The 22,313-nt window shown below is 60.7% G+C and carries 23 protein-coding genes, 1 tRNA gene and 3 pseudogenes; 18 read left to right on the forward strand and 9 right to left on the reverse strand.

The window, feature by feature from the left end; all coding sequences use genetic code 11:
* Positions 1 to 131 (forward strand): annotated as a pseudogene (locus Q8K08_RS06140) (IS3 family transposase); the annotation flags it as partial.
* A gap of 159 nt (positions 132 to 290) precedes the next feature.
* On the opposite strand, the pseudogene Q8K08_RS21950 reads toward Q8K08_RS06140, so the two are convergent.
* Positions 291 to 697, reverse strand: a pseudogene (locus Q8K08_RS21950) (transposase); the annotation flags it as partial.
* A gap of 57 nt (positions 698 to 754) precedes the next feature.
* Here Q8K08_RS21950 and Q8K08_RS06150 point away from each other — a divergent pair.
* Positions 755 to 1,360: pseudogene (locus Q8K08_RS06150) on the forward strand (integrase core domain-containing protein); the annotation flags it as partial.
* A 4-nt stretch (positions 1,361 to 1,364) separates the two neighbouring features.
* Here Q8K08_RS06150 and Q8K08_RS06155 read toward each other — a convergent pair.
* The 4 genes from Q8K08_RS06155 to tsaD are packed head-to-tail and all read right to left on the reverse strand — an operon-like array spanning position 1,365 to position 4,122.
* Positions 1,365 to 1,787 (reverse strand): EVE domain-containing protein, encoded by a 423-nt coding sequence (locus tag Q8K08_RS06155; RefSeq protein ID WP_304799777.1) that lies wholly within the window; start codon positions 1,785 to 1,787, stop codon positions 1,365 to 1,367.
* Positions 1,784 to 2,056 carry a YciI family protein gene (locus tag Q8K08_RS06160; RefSeq protein WP_304799775.1) on the reverse strand — a complete coding sequence of 91 codons (273 nt, stop codon included), beginning with the start codon at positions 2,054 to 2,056 and terminating at the stop codon, positions 1,784 to 1,786. Before Q8K08_RS06160 ends, Q8K08_RS06155 begins: the two co-directional genes overlap by 4 nt.
* Positions 2,057 to 2,059: 3 nt before the next feature.
* On the reverse strand, positions 2,060 to 3,034 hold the full coding sequence (locus Q8K08_RS06165; protein ID WP_305249521.1) for an NAD(P)H-dependent glycerol-3-phosphate dehydrogenase: 975 nt from the start codon (positions 3,032 to 3,034) through the stop codon (positions 2,060 to 2,062).
* Positions 3,031 to 4,122, reverse strand: coding sequence for a tRNA (adenosine(37)-N6)-threonylcarbamoyltransferase complex transferase subunit TsaD (tsaD, locus tag Q8K08_RS06170; RefSeq protein WP_304799770.1), 1,092 nt, complete (start codon positions 4,120 to 4,122; stop codon positions 3,031 to 3,033). The genes Q8K08_RS06165 and tsaD overlap by 4 nt, the downstream gene beginning before the upstream one ends.
* 45 nt (positions 4,123 to 4,167) lie before the next feature.
* Here tsaD and Q8K08_RS06175 point away from each other — a divergent pair, with 45 nt between their 5' ends.
* The 5 genes from Q8K08_RS06175 (at position 4,168) to Q8K08_RS06195 (ending at position 8,199) form a co-directional block, all read left to right on the forward strand.
* Entirely contained in the window at positions 4,168 to 4,917 is a 750-nt protein-coding gene (locus Q8K08_RS06175; RefSeq protein ID WP_304799767.1) for a uroporphyrinogen-III synthase, read from the forward strand.
* Positions 4,918 to 5,012: 95 nt separating this feature from the next.
* Positions 5,013 to 6,275: a COG4223 family protein gene (locus tag Q8K08_RS06180; RefSeq protein ID WP_305249522.1), complete on the forward strand. Its 1,263-nt coding sequence runs from the start codon at positions 5,013 to 5,015 to the stop codon at positions 6,273 to 6,275.
* Between the two features lie 9 nt (positions 6,276 to 6,284).
* A complete protein-coding gene (locus tag Q8K08_RS06185) occupies positions 6,285 to 7,742 on the forward strand; it encodes a heme biosynthesis protein HemY (RefSeq protein WP_305249523.1) in 1,458 nt (485 codons plus the stop codon).
* A gap of 116 nt (positions 7,743 to 7,858) precedes the next feature.
* Positions 7,859 to 7,934: transfer RNA gene (locus Q8K08_RS06190), tRNA-Thr, on the forward strand.
* Positions 7,935 to 8,010: 76 nt separating this feature from the next.
* Positions 8,011 to 8,199 carry a hypothetical protein gene (locus Q8K08_RS06195; protein WP_305249524.1) on the forward strand — a complete coding sequence of 63 codons (189 nt, stop codon included), beginning with the start codon at positions 8,011 to 8,013 and terminating at the stop codon, positions 8,197 to 8,199.
* A gap of 164 nt (positions 8,200 to 8,363) precedes the next feature.
* Here Q8K08_RS06195 and Q8K08_RS06200 read toward each other — a convergent pair whose 3' ends face one another.
* The 3 genes from Q8K08_RS06200 to Q8K08_RS06210 are packed head-to-tail and all read right to left on the reverse strand — an operon-like array spanning position 8,364 to position 11,664.
* Positions 8,364 to 9,188, reverse strand: a complete 825-nt coding sequence (locus tag Q8K08_RS06200; protein WP_305249525.1) for a sugar phosphate isomerase/epimerase — start codon at positions 9,186 to 9,188, stop codon at positions 8,364 to 8,366.
* Positions 9,185 to 10,882, reverse strand: a complete 1,698-nt coding sequence (locus Q8K08_RS06205) for an FAD-dependent oxidoreductase (protein WP_305249527.1) — start codon at positions 10,880 to 10,882, stop codon at positions 9,185 to 9,187. The genes Q8K08_RS06200 and Q8K08_RS06205 overlap by 4 nt, the downstream gene beginning before the upstream one ends.
* Complete coding sequence (locus Q8K08_RS06210) at positions 10,879 to 11,664, reverse strand: IclR family transcriptional regulator (RefSeq protein WP_305249528.1); 786 nt, start codon at positions 11,662 to 11,664, stop codon at positions 10,879 to 10,881. Before Q8K08_RS06210 ends, Q8K08_RS06205 begins: the two co-directional genes overlap by 4 nt.
* A gap of 95 nt (positions 11,665 to 11,759) precedes the next feature.
* On the opposite strand from Q8K08_RS06210, the gene Q8K08_RS06215 reads away from it, so the two are divergent.
* The 6 genes from Q8K08_RS06215 (at position 11,760) to Q8K08_RS06240 (ending at position 18,701) form a co-directional block, all read left to right on the forward strand.
* Positions 11,760 to 12,689, forward strand: a complete 930-nt coding sequence (locus Q8K08_RS06215; protein ID WP_304799755.1) for a LysR family transcriptional regulator — start codon at positions 11,760 to 11,762, stop codon at positions 12,687 to 12,689.
* A gap of 115 nt (positions 12,690 to 12,804) precedes the next feature.
* Positions 12,805 to 13,800, forward strand: a complete 996-nt coding sequence (locus Q8K08_RS06220; protein ID WP_304799753.1) for a tripartite tricarboxylate transporter substrate binding protein — start codon at positions 12,805 to 12,807, stop codon at positions 13,798 to 13,800.
* Between the two features lie 123 nt (positions 13,801 to 13,923).
* The gene (locus Q8K08_RS06225; RefSeq protein WP_305249529.1) at positions 13,924 to 14,457 is read left to right on the forward strand and encodes a tripartite tricarboxylate transporter TctB family protein; all 534 of its coding nucleotides are present in this window, start codon (positions 13,924 to 13,926) and stop codon (positions 14,455 to 14,457) included.
* A gap of 1 nt (position 14,458) precedes the next feature.
* Entirely contained in the window at positions 14,459 to 15,955 is a 1,497-nt protein-coding gene (locus Q8K08_RS06230; RefSeq protein WP_304802354.1) for a tripartite tricarboxylate transporter permease, read from the forward strand.
* Positions 15,952 to 16,827 (forward strand): shikimate dehydrogenase, encoded by an 876-nt coding sequence (locus Q8K08_RS06235; protein WP_305249530.1) that lies wholly within the window; start codon positions 15,952 to 15,954, stop codon positions 16,825 to 16,827. Before Q8K08_RS06230 ends, Q8K08_RS06235 begins: the two co-directional genes overlap by 4 nt.
* The gene (locus Q8K08_RS06240; RefSeq protein ID WP_305249531.1) at positions 16,824 to 18,701 is read left to right on the forward strand and encodes a bifunctional sugar phosphate isomerase/epimerase/4-hydroxyphenylpyruvate dioxygenase family protein; all 1,878 of its coding nucleotides are present in this window, start codon (positions 16,824 to 16,826) and stop codon (positions 18,699 to 18,701) included. The genes Q8K08_RS06235 and Q8K08_RS06240 overlap by 4 nt, the downstream gene beginning before the upstream one ends.
* On the opposite strand, the gene Q8K08_RS06245 is transcribed toward Q8K08_RS06240, so the two are convergent.
* Positions 18,698 to 19,594, reverse strand: coding sequence for a LysR substrate-binding domain-containing protein (locus Q8K08_RS06245; RefSeq protein WP_305249532.1), 897 nt, complete (start codon positions 19,592 to 19,594; stop codon positions 18,698 to 18,700). The genes Q8K08_RS06240 and Q8K08_RS06245 overlap by 4 nt on opposite strands.
* Positions 19,595 to 19,677: 83 nt before the next feature.
* On the opposite strand from Q8K08_RS06245, the gene pcaD reads away from it, so the two are divergent.
* The 5 genes from pcaD to Q8K08_RS06270 all read left to right on the forward strand — a co-directional run.
* A complete protein-coding gene (gene pcaD, locus Q8K08_RS06250) occupies positions 19,678 to 20,463 on the forward strand; it encodes a 3-oxoadipate enol-lactonase (protein ID WP_304802346.1) in 786 nt (261 codons plus the stop codon).
* Positions 20,456 to 20,839 carry a 4-carboxymuconolactone decarboxylase gene (gene pcaC, locus Q8K08_RS06255; protein WP_304802343.1) on the forward strand — a complete coding sequence of 128 codons (384 nt, stop codon included), beginning with the start codon at positions 20,456 to 20,458 and terminating at the stop codon, positions 20,837 to 20,839. Before pcaD ends, pcaC begins: the two co-directional genes overlap by 8 nt.
* Complete coding sequence (gene pcaH, locus Q8K08_RS06260; protein ID WP_304802341.1) at positions 20,836 to 21,558, forward strand: protocatechuate 3,4-dioxygenase subunit beta; 723 nt, start codon at positions 20,836 to 20,838, stop codon at positions 21,556 to 21,558. Before pcaC ends, pcaH begins: the two co-directional genes overlap by 4 nt.
* 1 nt (position 21,559) lies before the next feature.
* Positions 21,560 to 22,171, forward strand: a complete 612-nt coding sequence (gene pcaG, locus Q8K08_RS06265; RefSeq protein ID WP_305249533.1) for a protocatechuate 3,4-dioxygenase subunit alpha — start codon at positions 21,560 to 21,562, stop codon at positions 22,169 to 22,171.
* A gap of 3 nt (positions 22,172 to 22,174) precedes the next feature.
* Positions 22,175 to 22,313, forward strand: a 139-nt coding sequence (locus Q8K08_RS06270; RefSeq protein ID WP_305248797.1) for a 3-keto-5-aminohexanoate cleavage protein, incomplete at its 3' end; no start/stop codon positions are given.

Here is a 22,313-nt window from a genome sequence, read left to right on the forward strand (position 1 = left end):
ACGGCGTCAGCGAGGCGAAACAACTTAAAGGCCTTTAGGACGAGAACGCCCGTCTGAAACGGCTTCTTGCTGATGCCATGCTCGATAATGCCGCGCTGAAAGACCTCTTAGGAAAAATGTATGGTCCGCCCCGCTATTGCAGGGTTTTCGTGAATGACGCACCGGCTTGCGTAAATGTATCCGGCCTCTGATCAGTCAGCCGCTTTTGGCGACAAGGCCTTGATGAGATCCGCCCCTCGGGTTCCAGATTGGTGGCGCGGGATACAGTCCCGCTTTTTTGCGCGTGACTTACCGCGTTTGCTGATGCCCAGAAGGGTCTGCTTGCCCCCGGTCGAATGCTCTGCAGGCACCAGCCCCAACCACGCGGCCAGATCACGAGCCTTGCGGAACTGTCGCCCGTTGCGGCGACAAGCGCAGTCGGGCCAAGCGCCCCGATGCGACCGTCGATGTAGCCGAGGTCATCCAGCAGCCCCCGCATTGTCGATATCAGATCGTTCTCCTTGTTGGCCAGATGCCTCCGGATACCGGCATGGAAGCCGCCAGCACCGACCCGCATCGCCAACCCATATTCAATGCAGAACGCGCGCGCTTGGTTCATCAGCGTTGTTCTTTGCCCTACGAGCCGGTCGCGGATGCGGTGCAGCGCCTGCAGATCGACCTGCTCGCGCGTCCGCACTTCCACAAATCGCCATCTCGGCGATGCACGCATCGCCTGCCGGGTAATACATGGTTGCGCTATGAAGTTGTCCACCAGGATGACCCTGTGTTGCGGGAACGATTGAAAGAACTGGCCAAAGCCCGATGTCGGTTCGGCTATCGTCGGCTGCATGTGCGCCGTCGCGGGGGGCGCAAACGTGCGATGGGAACACGGCCCCCGATGGTGCTGCCGCTGCTGCCAAACCAGCGTTGGTCACTGAATTTTGTGTCGGACCAGTTGACGGATGGCCGCCGGTTCAGGATCCTGACCGTGGTCGATGACTGCACCCCCGAATGCCTCGCACTCATCGCCGACACTTCGCTATCGGGCGCACGAGTGGCGCGTGAACTGGCGACGCTGTTTGACGCCCGCGGCAAGCCCCAGACGATCGTCAGCGACAATGGGACCGAGTTCACCTCAAATGCGATCCTGAAGTTCGTGGGTGATCACAAGTTTGACTGGCACTACATCGCCCCCGGTAAGTCGACCCAGAATGCCTTCATCGAAAGCTTCAACGGTCGCCTGCGCGATGAGCTTTTGAACGAGACCTTGTTCCCGTCCTTGAACCACGCACGTGTCACGCTGGCCGCCTAGCGCAAAGACTATAACACGGAACGCCCCCATTCCCGACTTGGATGGCAAGCGCCCGCCGCGTTCGCATAGACCTTCACCCCGCCTCGATGCCCGCCATGCGGCAAATGACAGCCCATTCTGCTACGCTCACCGGCTGAACAGACAGACGTGAGGTTTTGACCAGTGCCATGTCCTGCAAGTCTGGCGCGGCTTTGCAATCATCAAGTGAAACGGGGGTTTTGACCGGAAAAAGCGCCTTGATGACCACACAATCCCATCGTGGGTCATCCGTCGTGGTGTCGGGTGCAGATTCGCGAACAACCTCAACCACGCCAACAACCTCTTTGCCGATGTTGGAGTGATAGAAAAACCCACGGTCGCCGACCTTCATTGCGCGCATGTTGTTGCGCGCCTGATAGTTCCTGACCCCTGTCCATTCTTCGCCCGCATCACCACGAGCAACCTGCTGGTCCCAGCTCCAAGCGTCGGGTTCAGACTTGAACAGCCAGTAATTCATCCAACCACCTTTTTCCACTCACGGATGGCCACGCTTTCGAACAGCCCAGCTTTGGCATATGGGTCTGCGTCGGCCCAATCCTGCGCTTGCGCCATCGACTCGACGGTCAGGATCACCAGACTGCCGATCATTCCGCCCTCGGCATCCAGAAAGGGCCCTGCCATTTCAACGATGCCGCTGGATTGGATATGGTCCAGGTGGGCCGCGCGGTTGTCGATGCGGGTTTGCAGATGGTTGGGCTTATCAATGCAGATCAGGGCGGCGCGCATGGGCTATTCCTCTTTCAGGGGGCGGGACATCAGGGCGTGAATGGCATCATAAACTGCGATCTGCCCGGTCGTGACCCGAGTAACCATCGCAGTGACCGGAATTTCATCGGGCACGCCAAGCTGCATTGCGCGTTGCAGTATGGCTTGCGCAGTTGCAACGCCTTCGACGGTCTGGGTGGCATCCGGGCTTTCACCGCGCCCAAGCGCCAGCCCGTGCCGAAAGTTACGCGATTGATCCGAGGTGCAGGTCAGCACCAGATCACCAAACCCAGACAGCCCCATGAGGGTTTCCGGTTTTGCCCCCAGTCGCGTTGCAAAGCGCACCATTTCGGCAAAGCCACGGGTCATCAGCGCCGCGCGCGCGCTTTCCCCCAAACCAGCACCGACCACGATCCCGGCTGCAATGGCGATGACGTTCTTCAACGCCCCCCCAAGTTCGGCACCGATGACATCCGTATTGCGATAAATGCGCAGGATTTGCCCGGATAGGTCCTCCTGTGTCTGCTTGCGGGCAACGTCATCTGCACAGGCCAGCGTCAGCGCTGTCGCCTGACCTTTGGCAATATCGGCGGCAAAGCTTGGGCCTGTCAGGATCATGGGCGTGGCATCCGGGAAGGCCTGCGCGATCAGCGCGGTCGGTCCTTGGCGTGTTGTCAGATCCATGCCCTTGCAGCACGCAACAAGCCTTTGGTCGGTCAGCACGGCGCTGTGTTGCGCAAGAAACGCCCCAAGTGCCTGCATTGGCACGGACAACAATATGGTGCGGCTGTCTGAAAGTGCCGCCAAATCCGCAGTAATAGAGACGTTTTTGGGCAACACAGCCTCAGGCAAACGGCGCACAGTTCGGGTTTGCGCCATCTGGTCGACCAAGGCCGCATCGCGCGCCCAAAGCCTGACATCCCGTCCCTGTCTGGCCAGAGCGATTGCCAAAGCGGCACCAAAAGCCCCAGCGCCGATAATGCCGATAGATGCTGTCATGCCTTTGCCCCTTTCTTGCCAGATCCGATCATCGCCGGGGCGGTCTGATCCAAAGGCCAGCGCGGGCGTGCTGACAGGGTGGCATCATCACGCTGACCAAGCCGGAACCGTTCGATCCCGGCAAAGGCGATCATGGCAGCGTTATCGGTGCAAAGTCGCAGCGGTGGCGCCAGAAATTGCACCGAATGTGCGGCGCAAACAGCCTCTAACGCTGCGCGAAGCGGGCCATTTGCGGCAACGCCACCCGCCACAGCAAAGGCAGGAATGGCAGGATTTTCGGCCAGATAAAGCGCAAGCGCGCGGCGCGTTTTCTCATATAGAACCGAGGCGACGGCCGACTGAAACCCGGCACACAAGTCGCGACGATCGGCACGGGTCAAGCCGCCCTTTTCTGCGATCACAGCATCGCGGGCCCGAAGCAGCGCCGTTTTCAGACCCGAGAACGACATGTCGCAGCCGGGCCTGTCCAGCAACGGGCGTGGAAATACAAACCGGGTGACATCGCCCAATGCGGCCTCTGCCTCAACCGCCGGACCGCCGGGTTGCGGCAGGCCAAGCAGCTTTGCGGTCTTGTCAAAAGCCTCGCCGGGCGCGTCGTCGATTGTGCCCCCAATCCGGCGGAATGCGTCAGGGCCATCAACGATCAGAAACTGGCAGTGCCCGCCCGAAACCAGAAGCATGAGGTATGGAAAGCCGAGTCCATCGGTCAAACGGGGAGTCAGCGCGTGGCCCGCCAGATGATTGACCCCGACCAGCGGCAACCCCGTGCCTGCCGCCAGCCCTTTGGCCAGCATGACCCCAGACAAAACCCCGCCGATAAGCCCCGGCCCGGCCGTCACCGCAATGCCATCCAGATCGGCGAACCGAACCCCGGCTTCTGCCATCGCGCGTTCAACGCAGGCATCCAGCCGTTCGGCATGGGCACGGGCGGCAATTTCTGGCACAACTCCGCCAAAGGTCGCATGCAGGCTGACCTGACCTTCGACAACCGAGGACAGGATTTCGGCCCTGTCGCCAGCGCGCACCACTGAGGCTGCGGAATCGTCGCAGCTTGATTCGATGCCAAGGAAGGTCAGACGTGTTTGCATGGTCCGCCGTTGCGCCAAGGGTCTAGTGCAGGTAACATCAAGGGAATGGCCCCGCAATCCCGCGCCCTTCCTGTCTTGATCACCCGGCCAGAGCCGCAGGCCAGCCGTTTTGCCCACGCCTTGCAAAACCGCTACGGCGATCAAGCAGTGCCGATCCTGTCGCCCCTGTTGTCGCCAGTATTCCTGAAACCGAAAATCCCCGACGCGCCCTTTGGTGCCGTTATTCTTACGTCTGAAACCGGCGCGCGCGCCGCTGCTGGTTTCCCCGCGCTGCCAAGGCGCGCGTATTGTGTTGGCGACCGTACAGCCGAAGTGGCCCGCACAGCAGGATTTGAAGCGTATTCAGCCTCGGGAGACGCTGACCAACTGTTTCGGCTTTTGCAGGGCCAGGCAGACCACGCGCCCTTCCTGCATTTGCGTGGCCGCGAAGCGCGGGGTGACCTTGCAGCCCGCCTGACGGCCGCGAACCTTCCGACGAAAGATGCTGTTGTCTATGCGCAAGAGCCGGTCGCTTTGTCTCCCGAAGCCATCGCCATCTTGTCGGCGGTCGACGCTTCAGGCGCAGGCCCAGTGATCGTGCCCCTGTTCTCCCCCCGAACCGCCGAGGTATTTCGCCGCGCCCTGTCGGACCTGCCAGACGGCAATAATGTCTTCAACCGCTTGCGCATCGCAGCACTAAGCCCTGCGATTGCAGAGGTTTTTGTAGCATGTCCGCCGCAAAGTCTTGGCATAGCCGAAGCGCCATCTTTGGCGGAACTGTTCTTGGTGTTGGATCGTTTTATCATCACGGCTTGATGGACCAAGAGTTGCGGGATTAGGATCAAGCTATCATATCGATCCATGTTACCCCGTGTTGCCACTGCCCGCTTTCAAAGTCAGGAATGTAAAAAATGGCCAAACGCCCTCCTTCAAAGCCAACGAGCGAAGTGGACGCGGTCAAGTCTTCTGACCTGATGGAAGCTGAAGCAACGCCAGTTGTTGACCCCATTGCGATGGAAGAACCGCCCCGGCCAGAATTGCAACCTGATCCCGACGCGCCGCCGCCATTGGTTATCGAAGAACCACCAAGCACCCAGCCTGATGCGGTGTCAGAGCCTGAGCCGGCTCTAACGCCCCCACCAAATGCTCCGCCACCGCAGGAAAGCAAAAGTGGCAGTGGCTTTGTGGGCACGGCTTTGGGTGGTGTTGTCGCCGCAGCGGCGGGCTATGCATTGGCAATCTTCGTGCCATTTCCGGGCATGGGCGTTTCAGACGCCCCGACATATGCATCACAGGCCGAGGTTCAGGCCTTGACGGACCGTATCAACACACTTGAAGCGACACCCGCCCCCGATGCCAGCTTGGCCGAGCGTGTCACAGCGCTGGAGTCTTTGTCCGTTCAGGAGCCAACCCCAGAGCTGGATTTGCAGCCCCTTACCGAGGCACTGACCGCGCTTGAAACGCGCATCACAAACCTTGAAGCCCGTGGCCCAACAGGATCAACGGACGAACCATCAGCCGATTTGCTGGCAACGCTAGGGGCGCTTCAGGCAGAGATAGCTGAAATGCGCGCAACCGGTGCCGACGCAAATGCTGGGCTTGAAGCTCTAACCGCACAAACCGAAGCACGCCTTGCCGAAGCAGAGGCGCAGGCCGCCGCGCTGCGCGAGGAGGCCGAGGCCACCGCACGCAGGGCCGTCAGCGCTGCCGCATTGGGCCGCGTGCAAGCGGCGATTGAAAGCGGCGCACCCTTTGCGGGCGCATTGGCCGACATGCCGGGTGTTGCCGTTCCGCCCGCTCTTGCCGACCTTGCCGAAACGGGTGTGCCATCACGTGCCGCGGTGGAGGACGCTTTTCCGCCCGCTGCGCGTGCCGCACTTGAGGCATCGTTGCGCGCAGATATGGGCGAGGGCTGGTCAGACAGGCTTGCCACATTCTTGCAAACCACGACCGGCGCACGATCTTTGACCCCGCGTGATGGCGCAGACCCAGACGCAGTGCTGTCGCGCGCCGAGGCCGCCGTTAGGTCAGGCGAACTTGCGCAGGCTTTGGCTGAATTGCAGGGCTTGCCACCCGAAGGTCAGGCAGAAATGGCATCTTGGTCAGAGATGGCCCAAAAACGACTGGACGCTGTTGCCGCAGCAGCCGCCTTGTCTGCCGCAGTGGAAGGATAGGAAAAACAGATGCTTTGGACCTTGTTGAAAGTCATTCTGTTTGTGTTTTCCATTGCAGCGCTAACCTATGGTGCCGGTGTCTTGCTGGATACCGGTGGCGGCGTTCGCATCACGGTGTCCGGTTGGGAGCTGACCTTCGGCCCACTGCAAGCGGTCATTTTTTCCGTTTTTCTGGTTCTGGCGCTCTGGATCGTGTTCAAGATCATCAGCTTTGTTGTGGCCGTGTTGCGCTTTCTGGCCGGGGACGAAACGGCCATTTCGCGCTACTTCGACCGCAACCGCGAGCGCAAAGGCTATCAGGCATTGACCGAGGGTTTCTTGGCCCTTGCATCGGGTGAGGGCCGCGTCGCAATGGCGCGGGCACAGCGCGCCGAGCGCTATCTGGCAAAGCCCGAATTAACCAACCTTTTGATGGCGCAATCGGCAGAAGCCGCAGGCGATACCAAGCGCGCGGCAGATGCCTACAAGCGTTTGTTGGCAGACGATAAAACCCGTTTTGTCGGGGTGCGTGGACTGATGAAGCAAAAGCTGGCTGAAGGCGATACCGATATGGCGCTTAAGCTTGCGCAAAAGGCCTTCGCGATGAAGCCGCGCCATGCCGAAACGCAGGATATCTTGCTGAAACTGCAAGCAGATCACGCCGATTGGAAAGGTGCGCGCCAAACCTTGGGCGCAAAGCTGAAAGCGGGCGAACTACCGCGCGACGTCTACCGTCGCCGCGATGCGGTGCTTGCGCTGCAAGAGGCCAAAACCGTGTTTGACGATTCAGCCAGCATCGAGGCGAGAGAGGCAGCGATCGAGGCAAACCGCTTGTCGCCGGATCTGATCCCTGCGGCAGCCATGGCTGCCCGCAGTCTGGTCGCCAAGGGGGACCGAAAAGGGGCTACGCGAGTGCTCAAAAAGGCGTGGGCGGTTCATCCGCACCCCGATCTTGCAGCCGCCTTTGCCGAGATTGAGCCAGAGGAGTCGCCAACGGCACGGATCAAACGGTTCAGGGCCCTGACGGACGTGCAGCGCGACAATGAGCAAACGCGGCTTTTGCTGGCCGAACTGTATGTGGCGGCCGAGGATTTCCCCGAAGCCCGCCGCAGCTTGGGCGATACCGTAATCACCCACCCGACGCAGCGGTCCTTGGCGATCATGGCGGCAATAGCGCGGGGCGAAGGCGAGGACGACTCGGTCGTGCGCGGCTGGCTGACGCGTGCGCTGACAGCGCCGCGCGGGCCACAATGGTGCTGCGATAAATGTCATGCCATCCATGCTCAATGGCACCCGATCTGCGAGAATTGCGGTGGATTTGATACGCTCAGCTGGCGCGAACCCCCCGAAACCTCTGGCCCGAGCGCCACCGGGACAGAACTACTGCCGCTGATTGTCGGCCAGCCTGCGCCGACGCCGCCAATCGAGCCCGACCCTGTTGTTGCCGAAGATGCAGATGTGGTTTTAACGCCACCAAGACCTGACTGACCGAACAAGGCGACGCCGCAACCATTAAAACCCGGCCCGTGCGGTAGTGCCTTCGTTTGAAAATGGGCGGGCTTGACGCCGAAATCGCGGCAGCCTAAGAAAGCCGACAGGAAAGTGCCGCTGTAGCTCAGCTGGTAGAGCACATCATTCGTAATGATGGGGTCGGGGGTTCGAGTCCCTTCAGCGGCACCACTTTCTTATCCAAAATAATCCGATGACATCTTTGGCATAGCTTCTCATTGATTGGACATCCGGGCCAACGACAACATTGTCCTTCGCCAGCTGCTCCACCCGCAAAGTCGTTGGTGTCGAGGGTATTTCGCGTGGTAGCAAGGCCGACACGCTCGATACATGGACCGGTTGCGCGATTGAGTTGAACCCTATCCAAATCGCGCGCTTCGCCCGCACGCTGCCCCATGACATCGATGCAGTGCGAAACGCGGCACTGATGACATAACCCCTCTCCTTTGTGGACCTTCGCAGACTCACCTTGGCAAAGGGGACCCGTTGGGGGGCAGTTACATCATCAGAGCCGTAAAGCGCGCTAGCCTTGAATTAGTGCATTTCTGGAGATGCCCGGCAGAGAGCCTCTTGCAACGCGTCGCTATCCGAAGTGCCGATCTAGCTCTCGGGATGTCGGCGCAGGTTTGTCGTCACTCGTTTTGCCGCTGTGATTGCCAGCTCTGCAACCGCTTCAGAGCCACGCATGGTTTGCAGGCCGGTCATCGGCACTTCCAGTGACAGTGGTGTGTCGCGGGGCAGGCGGTTGAGGATTGCGGCAAGATCAATTTGGCCGTCGCCGGGAGGCAGACGTTCGGCACGTCCGGTATGCAGCAACTCCTCCATTGAATAGGGCGGATGCACAGGGGCGTCGCCCAGGTGGACAAAGGGAAACCGTTGGTGGGGCGTTTTGTCTAGTTCGGCCAAGGTGCTGCCTGAGCGGTTGAAATGCAAGGTGTCCAGCAAGATGCCCAGACTTGTAGACCCGGTCGCATCGATCACCCCGTTGGCGGAGGCAAGGTCGGGAACAACAGTCCAGGGAAAGAACTCAAGCACACAAGACAGCCCAAACCCCAAAGCATTCTCTTGAAATGCGGCAAGGTTTGCGGCCAGCCGGTTCAGGTCCGGGTCATAGGGCGCGCAAATCACATGCCGGGCGCCAAGTGCTGCACCCGTTTCAAGCAAGGCGCGCAGCGCCTGCGGGTCAAAATCCGGGGTCAGACGGACGAACTCGATATCGTTCACCGATACCCCGGTATCAGCCAGCGCCTGTCTGGTCTGGCGCAGCAGGGCTGGATCAGTGTGCAGGGCATAGCCTTCGCTGGTGTCGGTAACGCGTATCAGGCGCAGCCCAACTCGGTCATAGCCCAACCGGGATGCCAAGCGAACCAGTTGCGGCGGCGATTGATCCAGCGCGGTCAAGTGGGCGAGGCTGTAGATGGTCATGGCGTTGTATCCAGTTTGCCTGCGGCATGAAGGGCCGCGACATATCCAAAGGTCAGGGCAGGGCCAAGGTTGATACCGCCTGCGGGGTAGTGGCCGCCCATTACACTGCGCATATCCGTGCCGGCCGCATACAGGCCGGGAATAGGCTGGTCGCCGCGCAGAACACGGGCGCAGGCATCGGTTTGCAGACCTGAAAAAGTGCCAAAGCTGCCCGGAATGACCCGGACCGCAACAAAGGGCGGTTGGTCAATCGGGGCAACACAGGGGTTTGGCGTGACGGTGCTGTCGCCTTGCAGGCGCATGTAAGGGCTGCTTCCGCGTTGAAACTGCGGGTCTGATCCCTGCACTGCATGGCGGTTCCAATGGTCAAGCGTGGTGCGCAGCCCAACGGGATCAATGCCGCAGGCAAGGGCCAGCGCTTCGGGTGTTTTGCCTGATTTCAGATAGCCACGCCGCAGCCATGGCCGGAGTGGCACCGGAAACGGGCGCGAGATGCCAAGGCCATAGCGCCGCTGAAACCGGCGGGAGGCGATCAGCCACGCCTGCGGCACATCGCCGGGCGGGGTGGCGGCCAGAAGGGCGGTCACAAAATCATGGTAGCCAAGGCCTTCGTTACAAAAGCGCTGGCCATTAGGCAGCACCGCGATGATGCCCGGCTTGCCGCGCTCGATGATATGGGGAAACGCGGCCTTACGCCCATCAGGCCAGTGCACCAGTGACACCGGACACCATGCACCAGGGCTGGCGGTGGTGCCTAGTGCGGCACCGATGGTTTCAGCCATGCGCAATCCGTCTCCGGTGGCGGTCGGCACGGCCAGCGTGACATGGGTGTCGTTGGCGGGAAACTGCGCAGCACGGCGCGTGGGATCATGTGCAAAGCCACCCGATGCCAGCACGACGCCGCGCGTAGCGCGCACCTCAACCTGTTTCGGGCCGCATTGAAGCACCGCACCCACCACCGCATCGCCCTGTGTGATCAGCCGAAGGGCGGGGCTGTCCGGGCGGAACTCTACACCCAGATCAGCAGCGGATCGGATCAGGCGCGCAACCAGCGCGCTGCCGTTGCGCAATTGCATGGCTCGGCCATAGCGGGCTAGATCCCACAGATGGCGGGTCATCCGGCGTATGACATACGCAAGGGTGCGCGGGCTGCGAGTCATGGTCATAAAGGCCCGAAGGTCCGCGCCTGCCTGAATGGTCAGGCCCCAGAACGTGGTCTCGCGCAAGGGGTGGCGCAACAGGGTGATCATTGGTCCAAGGGCGCGGCCATCATAGGGCGCAGCAATCACCGACCGCCCGCCGCTGCCCGCGCCCGGCAACTGGCCATAGGTGTCGGGAATATGGCTTCCGGGTTCAAAGGTTACTGCGGTGTTGGTTTCCAGAAAGCTGACCATCTGTGGGGCTTGGGTCAGAAAGGCATGCACCAGCGCCGGATCGTAATGGTCACCAAGCGCGGCGCGCAGGTAGGTTTTGGTAGCCTCTGGGCTATCGTCGGCCCCGGCGCGCATGCAAACCGGGTTGCCGGGGGCCCAGATCCAACCGCCTGACCACGCTGTGGTGCCGCCAAGAACCGGGGCCTTTTCTGCCACGATCACCCTCAGACCGTGATGCGCCGCCGTCACGGCTGCGCATAGGCCCGCAGCCCCCGACCCGATGATCAGCAGGTCACACTCCGCTGAATTGGAAGACTTCATGCCTGCCCCCGCAACAAGCCGGACGCGGGTGCCAGCGCCATCAGTTCGGCAGCTGCGTTGCGCAGGCCGGGCAACAGCGCGGCGCGACGGGCCGGGGTCAGGCGCGCGGTGGGCCCTGCGATGGACAGGCAGCCGGGGGATGCGCCGTTGCTTTGCAGGGCGACGGCAACGGCCGCCATCCCGGCAAGAAAGCAATCCGCCGCCTCGGCATGACCTGTGCTGCGCGTGTGCGCCAGCACGTCCTGGACCTGTGGCAGCGTCAGATCCGCACCGGCGCCCGCGCCGTCTGGTGCCGTCAGGCCCTGCTGCGCGACCAGCGCCAGCGCCTGTTCTTCGGGCAGCGTGGCCGCCCATGCGCGGCCGCTGGCGCTATAGGCCAAGGATGCCGCCAGCCCTTGTTCGCGTGCAGGGTCATAGCGCAGGCCCGACACCGCACCTTGTGCGACCGCCACCCAGATCAGCCGGTCGCCATCCGCAACCGACAGCCGCACCAGCTCGCCCGATTGCAGGGCAAGCGTATCCAGCACCGGCTGCGCCACGTCATGGATGCCAGATCGGCCCAGCCACGACAGCCCGGTTGCGGCAAGGCGCAGCGTCAGGGCGTAGGTGCCTTGGTCCGCGCTTTGGCTGGCGTAGCCCAGGCGCACCAGATCATTCAGCAGCCTGTGCGTTGCCGATGGCACGATGGCCAGTGACAGGGCGACTGCTTGCACGGACAAACCCTTTGGGTACCGCGACAAGAGTTCCAGAACGGCGAAAGTGCGGTCTACAGCTGCGGTCATCACGATTCTCTTTTTGGAATGCTATTCCAATATGGCGAATGGCGCTATGAATCAATTCGCTTTCCGGCTCCACCGGCTTTGCTATCATTGGTCGCATGAAAGAATTGACCCTAAGGCAGATGGAAGTGGTGCGCGCGGTGATGATCGCTGGCTCTATTCAGGGCGCAGCGAATTTGCTGCATGTCTCGGCGCCCGGTATCAGTCGCTTGATCAAGCACACCGAGGATGGGCTAGGGTTTCGTCTTTTCGAGCGGCGTGCCGGGGTTTTTGTGCCCGCACCCGAAGCGCATGCGATTTTCGCAATGCTGAACCAAGTGTATCATCAGGTTGAGAATCTGAATGCGGCGGTATCATCGGTGCAAAAGGGGCAGAACTTTGCGCTGTCGTTTGCCTCGGCCCCGTCGATCGCGCAATTCATCGCGGCCCGCGCCATCCGTTCCATCCGCGCGCGCTTTCCTGATCTGATGATTGACCTGAACATCCTCAAGATAGAAGAGACGCTGGACTATCTGTTGCTAGAGCAGGGCGAGGCAGTTTTCATGTCTTCTCCTGTTGAAAACTCGGCGATCGAGTCCACCCCTCTGGTCAAGGGACGTATTGTGGCGATTCTGCCAGAGGGGCACGAACTTGCGGCAAAAGACACGGTCTCGGTGCATGATCTGATGCGGTTTCCCTTCATCGGCGTCGACCCCGACGATCCGTACGGCGATACATTGGCGCGCCCGTTCCGAGAGGCGGGTCTGACGCCGCATCACGCGATCCGTGGGCGATTCGCACAAACCATGGTTAGTCTTGTGCGGCACGGCTTGGGAGTTGCAGCGATAGACGAGTTTTCTGTGGCCGAAGTTTACATGCCCGGACTTGTCCGAAGGCCGCTTACCGAAAAGGCCGAAATAACTGCCTATGTTGTGCAAAAGCGCGGCCGCCAACTGTCCAGTTTTGCTGAATTTACCATCGAACGCTTTCGCCATGAACTGACCGAAGCTGCCTCGCGCGGGCAGTGGGATCCGCCGGTCCAAAAATAACATGATGTTACGATAACGGATATATCGGTATTTGCCGTTATAGTCTCGTTGGGCGATAGTAGCATCATCCGGGCCGATCTGCTGGTCTGGCGATACTGTCAGGGAGGAAACCGACATGCTTATGAAATCCGTTATCGGTGCACTTGTGGCGCTGGGCCTGGGCGTAGTGCCCGCATTGGCCGAATACCCCGCGAAAGAAATCAAAGGCATCATCCAATGGGGTGCTGGTGGATCGACCGATACGGTCGCCCGCGCGATCACGCCACATGCCCAGGCTGTTTTGGGCGGCACCATCGTGATGCAGAACGTCACCGGCGGCGTTGGGGCAATTGGCCTGAACCAGGTGGCCAACGATGCGGCCGATGGCTACTCGATCCTGTTCGGCGCGGAAAACCCGCTGCTCTACAAGGTTATGGGGCTGGGCGACAAAGATTACAGCGACTTCGTGCCGGTCAACATTATCGCGCGCGGCGTGCCAATTCTGGTGGCCAATGTCGATGCGCCATTCAACACCTTCCCCGAGATGGTGGCCTATATCAACGCCAACCCCAAAGCGGTGAAGTTCGGGTCAACCGGACCGGGCGGCCTGCCGTCGGTTGTGACCGCGATGATCAATTCGAAAACACCGCTGGACGTGACCTTTGTGCCCTATGACGGTGACGGTCCTGCGCTGACTGCGTTGCAGGGAAAGGCCATTGACGTGATGCCTGCTGTTCTGGGTGCTGCGATCGAAGGCATCCGGGGCGGCACGATGAAGCCGCTTGCGATGTTCGATATTGAGCCGTCACCGCAACTGCCTGATGTGCCGACCATCGTGTCAACCAATCCTGAATTTGCCGAGATGCTGCCTTGGGGCCCGTTCTTTGGGGTCTTTGTCAAAAATGGCACGCCTGATGATGTGGTCGCCAAGCTGACCGCCGCCTATGCCGAAGCTGCAACGCACCCCGATTTCGTGGCCCTGATCGATGGGCGGGGCTTTAAGATGCTGTCGTTGGCGGGTGCCGAGGCCGAGGAGTTTCTGACCGGATGGCAGTCAACAACCTCTTGGCTGATTCACGAGGCTGGCATGACGAAGGCATCGCCAGAAGACTTCGGCATCGTCAAACCATAATCTTTCCTACTGAAAATATCCGACACCGCCCCCTTTCCTCACAATCGGGGCGGTGTTTCTATTCGTGGACGCCGGGGCGGGAGGATCCACCCCACCGCAGAATTGCCCTGGGAGGGGAAAGCGATGCAGACAAAGCAACCAAAAGGACTGGGGCAACCAAGACGACCGGGAGAGCTGGTTTTTAACTTGCTCATGGTTCTGGGCAGTCTTTACCTTCTTTGGTCAGCCTACGGGATTTCAGGGTTCGAGGCCCTGTCCGCCCCCGGTGCCGTTCCGATGGTGACAACTGCGGTCATGCTGCTTTGCACCGGGCTGATCTTTCTGGAAACCCTGCGCAAAAGCAAAATCACCGCCGAAAAGCTGGAGCGTGACATTCTGCCGATGCCGGTCATTGTAACCATTCTGGCGATCACGGGTTATGCGCTCGCGCTGAAACCCTTGGGCTTTCTGCCGACGTCGTTCCTGTTTCTGACTGGTTTGATCCGCTATCTGGCCAAATACAGTCTGGCACGGTCTGCATTGCTGGCATTGCTGATGGTCGCGGGCATCTACCTGTTGTTCCGCATCGTCTTTACCGTACTGATGCCGCCCGGAATCGTCCCCGAGGCCGAGGTCATCGCTTGGGTGAAGTCGTTGTTTGTGGCGCGGGGTAACTGACATGGATGTCATCAACGCACTGCTTATTCCGATCCTTGATCTGAAACTGCTGGGCCTGATTGGCCTTGGCACATTCGCGGGTATCTATGTCGGGGCTATTCCGGGGCTGTCGGTTACCATGGCGGTGTCGATCCTCATTTCCTTTACCTTTTCATGGGCGGTGTATCCTGCCATTGCCCTTATGATCGGCATCTATATGGGCGGGGTCTATGGCGGGTCGCGCACGGCGATCTTGCTGAACATTCCCGGTGCGCCTTCGGCGATTGCCACTGCGATGGATGGCTTTCCGATGGCGAAAAAGGGTCTGGCGGGCGAAGCCATTGGTATCGTGACCGTCGTATCTTTTTTGGGCGGCTTTATCGGCATCCTGGCGCTGGCAATCTTTGCCCCGCTGCTGGCAGACTTTGCCATCAGCTTTCAACCGCGCGACTATATGATGCTTGCAGTTCTGGGCATCCTGCTGGTCGGGTCATTGTCCGAGGGCAGTCTGGTCAAAGGCATTTTCGCGGGCGCGCTTGGCATTGCCATCGGCGCTGTGGGCATGGACCCGCTGACCTATACCGAGCGTTTTACCTTTGGCACCAGTGGATTGCGGTCCGGCGTGTCTTTCGTGGCGGTGATGATCGGCATGTTTGGCATCTCTGAAGGGCTGATGCAACTGCACACGGTCAACACTGCGGCAGTCAAGCAAAAGATAAGCAGTATCATTCCATCATGGTCACAGGTGCGAAAGCATATCCCACTTGGAATGCAAACCTCCAGCATCGGCACAGTGATCGGTGCTTTGCCCGGAACCGGCGGGGATATTGCGGCGCTGATCGCCTATGATCACGCGACCCGAGTCACCAAAAACCCCGAGGTGCCGTTTGGCCAAGGCGCCATCGAAGGGCTGGTCGCGCCGGAAACCGCCAATAACGCCGCCGTTGGCGGAGCGTTCATCCCGATGCTGACGCTTGGGATTCCAGGCGATGCGGTAACGGCCATCATGATCGGCGCGCTGTTCATCCACGGCCTGAACCCCGGCCCGATGCTTATGGTGGATCAGCCAAACATGTTCTGGTTCATCGTATCGGCCCTGGCCCTGGCCAATTGCTTCATGCTCATCTTCGGCCTGACCGGCATCCGCGTGTTCGTGAAGATTGTAGAATTGCCGCGCGCCGTTTTGCTGCCGGCCATCCTGCTTTTGTCCATCGTGGGCGCCTATGCGGTCAACAACAGTGTCAACGACGTGTATTGGATGCTGGGGTTCGGAGTCTTTGGCTACTTTATGAAGCTCTATGGCTATCCGCTTGGCCCTGTGATCCTTGGGGTGATCCTGTCGCGGCTGCTGGACGACAACTGGCGCCGTGCGATCATTTCGGATCAGGAAAGCCTTTGGATGTTACTAAAGGGTACGCTGGCCAGCCCGCTGTCTTTGGTGCTGTTCGTTTCTGTGATCCTGATCTTCGTATCCAAAACCCCGCTTTGGGGAATGATTTTCCGCAAGAGGACCGCATGACAGACCCCGTTTACCCCGATCTGCCACCAAGCGATCCGATACAACTGGGCCTGATCGGTGACAATATCGCCAAATCGCAGTCCCCCCGGCTGCATCGTCTGGCCGGGGCGCAAAATGGGCGGCGGGTGATCTATGACCAGCTCGTCCCGGCCGAGCGGGGTCAGATGTTCGATGCGCTGTTTGAATGGGTCAAGCAGAACGGCTATCGCGGGGTCAATGTGACCTATCCCTACAAGGAGCGTGCGGCCACCAAGGTGACGGTCGATGATCCCCTGGTGCGGGGCATCGGGGCGGTGAACACGGTGGTGTTTGATGAGGGCGGGCCGCATGGGTTCAACACTGATTATTCCGGCTTTATCGCCGCCTACCGCCGTGTGCGTGGCAACGCCGCTCCCGGCCCAGTCTTGATGATCGGTGCGGGCGGGGTGGGTAAGGCGGTAGCATTCGGGCTGGTGGCGCTTGGTCTGACAGACATCCGCATTGCCGACCGCGATCTGCCAAAGGCGCAGGCGCTGGCACAGGCGTTGACCGACGCCAGTCCGGGGCTTGTCACCCAAACCGGCACCGATTGCGTGACCTTGGCAGCAGGGGTCAGTGGAATTATCAACTGCACGCCCGTGGGCATGGTCGGCTATGACGGCACGCCTTTGCCGCGCCCGCACCTTTCTGGCGCCGAATGGGTATTTGATGCTGTCTACACCCCTGTTGATACCCAATTCCTGCAAGATGCGGGCGCAGAAGGCCTGCAATTGATATCAGGATATGAGCTGTTCTTTGGCCAAGGCGTCGATGCCTGGGCCATCTTCACCGGATTGGGTCTGGACGAGGCGCGGATGCGCCGCGAACTGATTGAGGGAAAGGACGTGTCATGAAAACCTCGATCGCCACCGTTTCCATCTCGGGCGGGTTTGCCGAAAAGCTGACCGCCATCGCGGGAGCGGGCTTTGACGGCATCGAAATCTTTGAACAGGATTTCATCGCGTCAGATTTCACCCCCGCCGAGGTGGGCGCAATGGTGCGCGATGCCGGGTTGACCATCACGCTTTTCCAGCCGTTCCGTGATTTTGAGGGCTTGCCCGAACCGCTGCGCAGCCGTGCCTTTGCCCGTGCGGCGCGCAAATTTGATCTGATGAACCAGTTGGGCACCGATCTGGTGCTCGTCTGCTCCTCCGTGCATCCCGCTGCGATGGGTGGCATTGACCGCATGGCGCAGGATTTTCACGATCTGGGCGATCTGGCGGCCAGACATGGTGTGCGTGTGGGGTTTGAGGCGCTGGCATGGGGTCGCCACGTCAACGATCACCGCGACGCATGGGAAGTGGTGCGCCGCGCCGATCACGCCCAGGTAGGGGTGATCCTTGACAGCTTTCACACCCTTGGCCGAAAGATCGACCCCGACACAATCCGCCGCATTCCCGGCGACAAGATTTTCTTTGTGCAACTGGCCGATGCGCCCGCCATTGAGATGGATTTACTGTACAGGTCGCGCCACTTTCGCAACATGCCGGGAGAGGGTGATCTGGACGTCACTGGTTTCATGCGCGCGGTCACAGCGACGGGCTACGCTGGCCCGATCAGTCTTGAGATTTTCAACGATCAGTTTCGTGCCGGCCTGCCGCGCCTTGTGGCGACCGACGGCCACCGAAGCCTGATTTCGCTGATGGACAGCGTGCGCCGCACCGAACCGACACTGGCCGTAGACCTGCCGACCTTTCCCGCCCCCGCCCCTGTTCAGCGGATCGAGTTTCTGGAATTCGCCACCTCGGCCACCGATGCCCCGGCACTTGAATCCCTGCTATCTGCCACCGGGTTTGCACAGACGGGCACGCATGTGTCACGCCCGGTAAAGTTGTGGCGTCAGGGCGAAATCAACATTCTGGTCAACACCGACGGCGAAGGCTTCTCGCGCACGTCCTATGTCGCGCATGGCACCACTGTGTCCGAAGTTGCGCTGCTGGTGCCCGATGCGCGCGCAGCCCATACCCGCGCTTTGGCTTTGCTGGCGCAAGACCATGATCAACCCGTCCGCGCGGGGGAACTGGACATTCCCGCCATTCGTGGTGTGGGCGGCAGCATGATCCGTTTGCTGGACCCAAGGTCCGACCTTGCCCGCATTTGGGACGTGGATTTTCGCACCCAAGCTGCGGGTCCGGGTGCGGGGTTGACGGGGATCGACCACCTTGGTCAGACCATGGCCTATGATGAGATGCTGTCCTGGGCCTTGTATTACACATCGATCTTTGGCGCGACCAAGGCCCCGATGGTGGATGTGGCCGATCCCGACGGCCTCGTGCGCAGTCAGGCGGTGCAGTCGGGCGGTCTGCGCGTCACCCTGAATGGGGCCGAAGCGCGCCGCACGCTTGCAGGCCGCTTTGTCGAGGAAACCTTTGGCGCATCGGTTCAGCACATCGCGTTTGGCACCGCGGATATCTTTGCTACGGCGGCAGAGCTGGCCAGCCGCGATTTTCCCGTGCTGGAAATCGGCGCAAATTACTATGACGATGTCGAGGCCCGGTTCGGGCTTGATCCCGCACTCGTGGCCCGGATGAAGGCGGCGAATGTGCTGTATGACGAAGACGCGGGCGGCCAGTTCTTTCAGCTTTATTCCGCGTCGCGCCCTGACGGGCTTTTCTTTGAAATCGTGCAGCGGCAAGGCAATTATCTGGGCTATGGCGCGCCGAATGCCCCGTTCCGCATCGCTGCACAAAAGCGCAGCACGCGGCCATCGGGCATGCCCCGGACCTAGGGTGTCTGGGTTTCGTGCAAAAGCCGCACCAGCAGGTCTGCGCCCGGAATCGGTTGGGCAGATTGCCGCTGTGTGATTCCCACAGACCCCGACAGGAACCTGACCCCTGTGGGCAGTGCTATCAGGTCACCCCGATCCAACTCTTCGGCCACCACCCCTCGCGAGATGAACCAGACCGCATCCGACCCGGCCAAGATACCGCGACCGATGGCCAGCGCGACGGTCTCCATCGCGGGGCGCAGTCCGGGCAGGCCCAGAGTTGCCAGATAGTCATTGACCGACCGCCGGATCAGCGCATCCTCGGGTGGCAGGATCAACGGCACCGATTGCAGCAGCAAGGCCAACGGCTGACCAGCCAAAGGGTGGCCTGCGCGGGCGACCAGCACAATTTCCTCCTCATACAGATGGGTGAAGGTCAGGCCCGCCATATCACCTGCAATCGGCATCCGGCCGATCATAAGGTCAATGCGACCGTCTCGCAGCTGATCCAACAGATATGGGTGTGGCCCAGTTTCGATCTTCAAAAGTGTGTCTGGTTCGGCGCTGCGAAAGCGCAGAGCGACGCGCGGAAACAGCCGGGTCGCCGCCGTTGGCAGGATGCCAACCCGAATGGCGCCCCGCGCCGTGCCCGGTTGCAAGGCGGCCGCCCCTGCCTCCAGCGCCTGTACCGCAAGGCTGGCATGATGGCGAAAGGTGAAGCCCGCTTCGGTCAGGATAAGCCGCCGCTGTTCGCGCCGGAAAAGAGCTACACCCAGCAGGTCTTCAAGCTCGGCCAGTGTGCGGCTCAGTGCGGGTTGTGTCAGGCCCTGCCGCCGGGCAACGGAAGACAGGGTGCCATCGGCGGCAATATCAAGAAACGCCCGGATGTGGCGCAGCTTCACTGCTGGATGCATAATCATATTGCTATCAATAATCCTTCCTTTTGCATTATCGCTGCAGTTATGGGTCTGATAAATTATGAACAGGAGGAGACCCAATGCAAGCATTGACGCTGCCAAATGGCACTTTGCATGTGCAGGTGACCGGGCCAGATACCGCCCCCGCAGTGGTGTTTGCCAACTCGCTTGGGACCGATCTGCGCCTGTGGGATCGGGTGCTGCCGCTGTTGCCGCAGAACCTGCGCTTTATTCGGTATGACAAGCGCGGGCATGGGCTGTCTGTGCTGGGAGGTGGCACGACCATTGCCGAGCATGCAGAAGATGCCATTGCGGTGATCGAACAGATTGCGCGCGGACCCGTGGTTTTTGTCGGGCTGTCGATCGGCGGTTTGATTGGCCAGGTCGTGGCACATCAGCGCCCCGATTTGGTGCGCGCGCTGGTGCTGTCGAACACCGCGGCCAAGCTGGGCACGGCAGACAGTTGGCAGGCGCGGATTGGCGCGGTGAACGCATCCGGTCTGGACAGCATCGCCGATGCGGTGATGGAGCGTTGGTTTGCCCCCGCCTTTCGCGCCATGCCGGACCTTGCCCTGTGGCGCGCGATGCTGACGCGCACCCCCGCGCAAGGCTACGTTGCAGCTTGTGCAGCACTTTTCGGGGCCGATCAGCGCGAAGCCACGGCAGAGCTGCGCCTGCCCGTACTGGTGATTGCAGGATCTGACGATGGCGCGTCGCCCTCCGATGTGGTGCGCCAGACCGCTGATCTGATCCCCGGCGCGGCCTTCCATGAAATCTCTGGTGCTGGCCATCTGCCACCCGTCGAGGCGCCCGCCGCATGGGCCGCCCTGGTCGCGCCCTTTCTGAAAGTTTACGCTCATGACTGACCTGACTGCCAAAGCGATGACCACCCGCCGCCGAGTCTTGGGTGATGCCCATGTGAACCGGGCCGAGGCCGCCAAAACCGCCTTTGACGCACCGTTTCAAGCGCTGATCACTGATGCCGCATGGGGCCATGTCTGGAGCCGCGACACTATCAGTTTGCGGGAACGCTCGATGCTGACGATTGCGCTCTTGGCAGGGCTGGGCAACGACCATGAGCTTGTCATGCACATCCGCGCCACCCCCAACACCGGAGCGACTGAAACCGACGTGCTGGAGGCGCTGCTGCATGTGGCCATCTATGCCGGTGTTCCGCGCGCCAATCATGCAATCAAGATCGCCAAAGACACGTTTGCCGCCATGGCAGAGGAGGAAACATGAAACCCGCCGAGTATTATCAGCGCGACCGCCTGTGGCAACCGCCCGCCCTGACCCCTGACTATAAGACGAGCGTTGCGCGCAGCCCTCGTCTGGCCATGTTATCACTGCAAGGGTCGATGTCGGAAATCACTGGCCCAACCTTTGGCCACAGTGACATTGGCCCGGTCGACAACGATCTGATCAAGAACTACGCCAAGACCGGCGATCCGGTGGGCGAACGGATCATCGTGCATGGCCGGGTGCTGGATGAAAACGGGCGAGGCGTGGCAGGAACGCTGGTAGAGGTCTGGCAAGCCAATGCGGGCGGGCGCTATCGGCACAAGAAAGACACCTACCTTGCCCCCATTGACCCCAACTTTGGTGGCTGCGGGCGCACGATGACTGATGAAAACGGCTCCTATTTCTTTCGCACGATCAAGCCCGGTGCCTATCCTTGGCGCAACTGGGTGAACAACTGGCGGCCCGCGCATATCCATGTGTCGGTCTTTGGCGCAGCCTTCAGCCAACGTCTGATCACCCAGATGTATTTTGAAGGTGACCCGCTGATCGCGAAATGCCCCATAGTCAACACCATCCCCGACCCACGCGCGATTGACCAGTTGATTGCCCCTTTGGATATGAACACAGCCATCCCATTGGATTGTCTGGCCTACAAATTCGACATCGTGCTTCGCGGACGCCGCTCTACCATGTTCGAAAACCGGATGGAGGGGAACTGACATGCCGCAACCATTGAATCACCTCAAGGAATCCGCGTCCCAGACTGCCGGGCCATATGTCCACATCGGCCTTGCGCCGGGTGCGGCGGGCTTCGACATCTACCGGCAAGAACTGGGGCAGGACATCGCGGGCCCTGACGCGCCAGGCGAGCGTATCCGTGTTGAGGGCATCGTTCTCGACGGCACGGGTGCACCGGTCAAGGATGTGCTGCTAGAGGCATGGCAGGCTGATGCGGCAGGCATTCATCCGCACCCAGAAGACCCACGCCACGCTGATTGCGCACCCGGCTTTCGCGGCTGGGGCCGGATCATCACTGATTTCGACACCGGGCTGTGGGGGTTTGACACCATAAAGCCGGGGTCTGTGATGGGGCGCAACGGCCTGCCCATGGCCCCCCATATCAGTCTTTGGATTGTGGCACGTGGCCTCAACATCGGGCTGAACACGCGGATGTATTTTGAGGACGAGGACAACAGTGCCGACCCGGTGATCAACCTGATCGAACATGTTGACCGGCGCCAGACCTTGGTGGCGCGCAAGGTTGCGCCGGGACATTTCCGCTTTGACATCCGCCTTCAGGGGGACGGTGAAACAGTATTCTTGGATATATAGACCATGACAAATCCCTGCATCATCTGCGTCGCCATCACGGGATCCTTGCCACGCAAGGCTGATAATCCCGCCGTACCGGTCACCGTGACCGAACAGATCGAGTCGACCCATGCCGCGTTTGAGGTCGGGGCCACCATCGCCC

The sequence above is a fragment of the Pseudotabrizicola sp. genome (assembly GCF_030684215.1).
GTDB lineage: Bacteria > Pseudomonadota > Alphaproteobacteria > Rhodobacterales > Rhodobacteraceae > Pseudotabrizicola.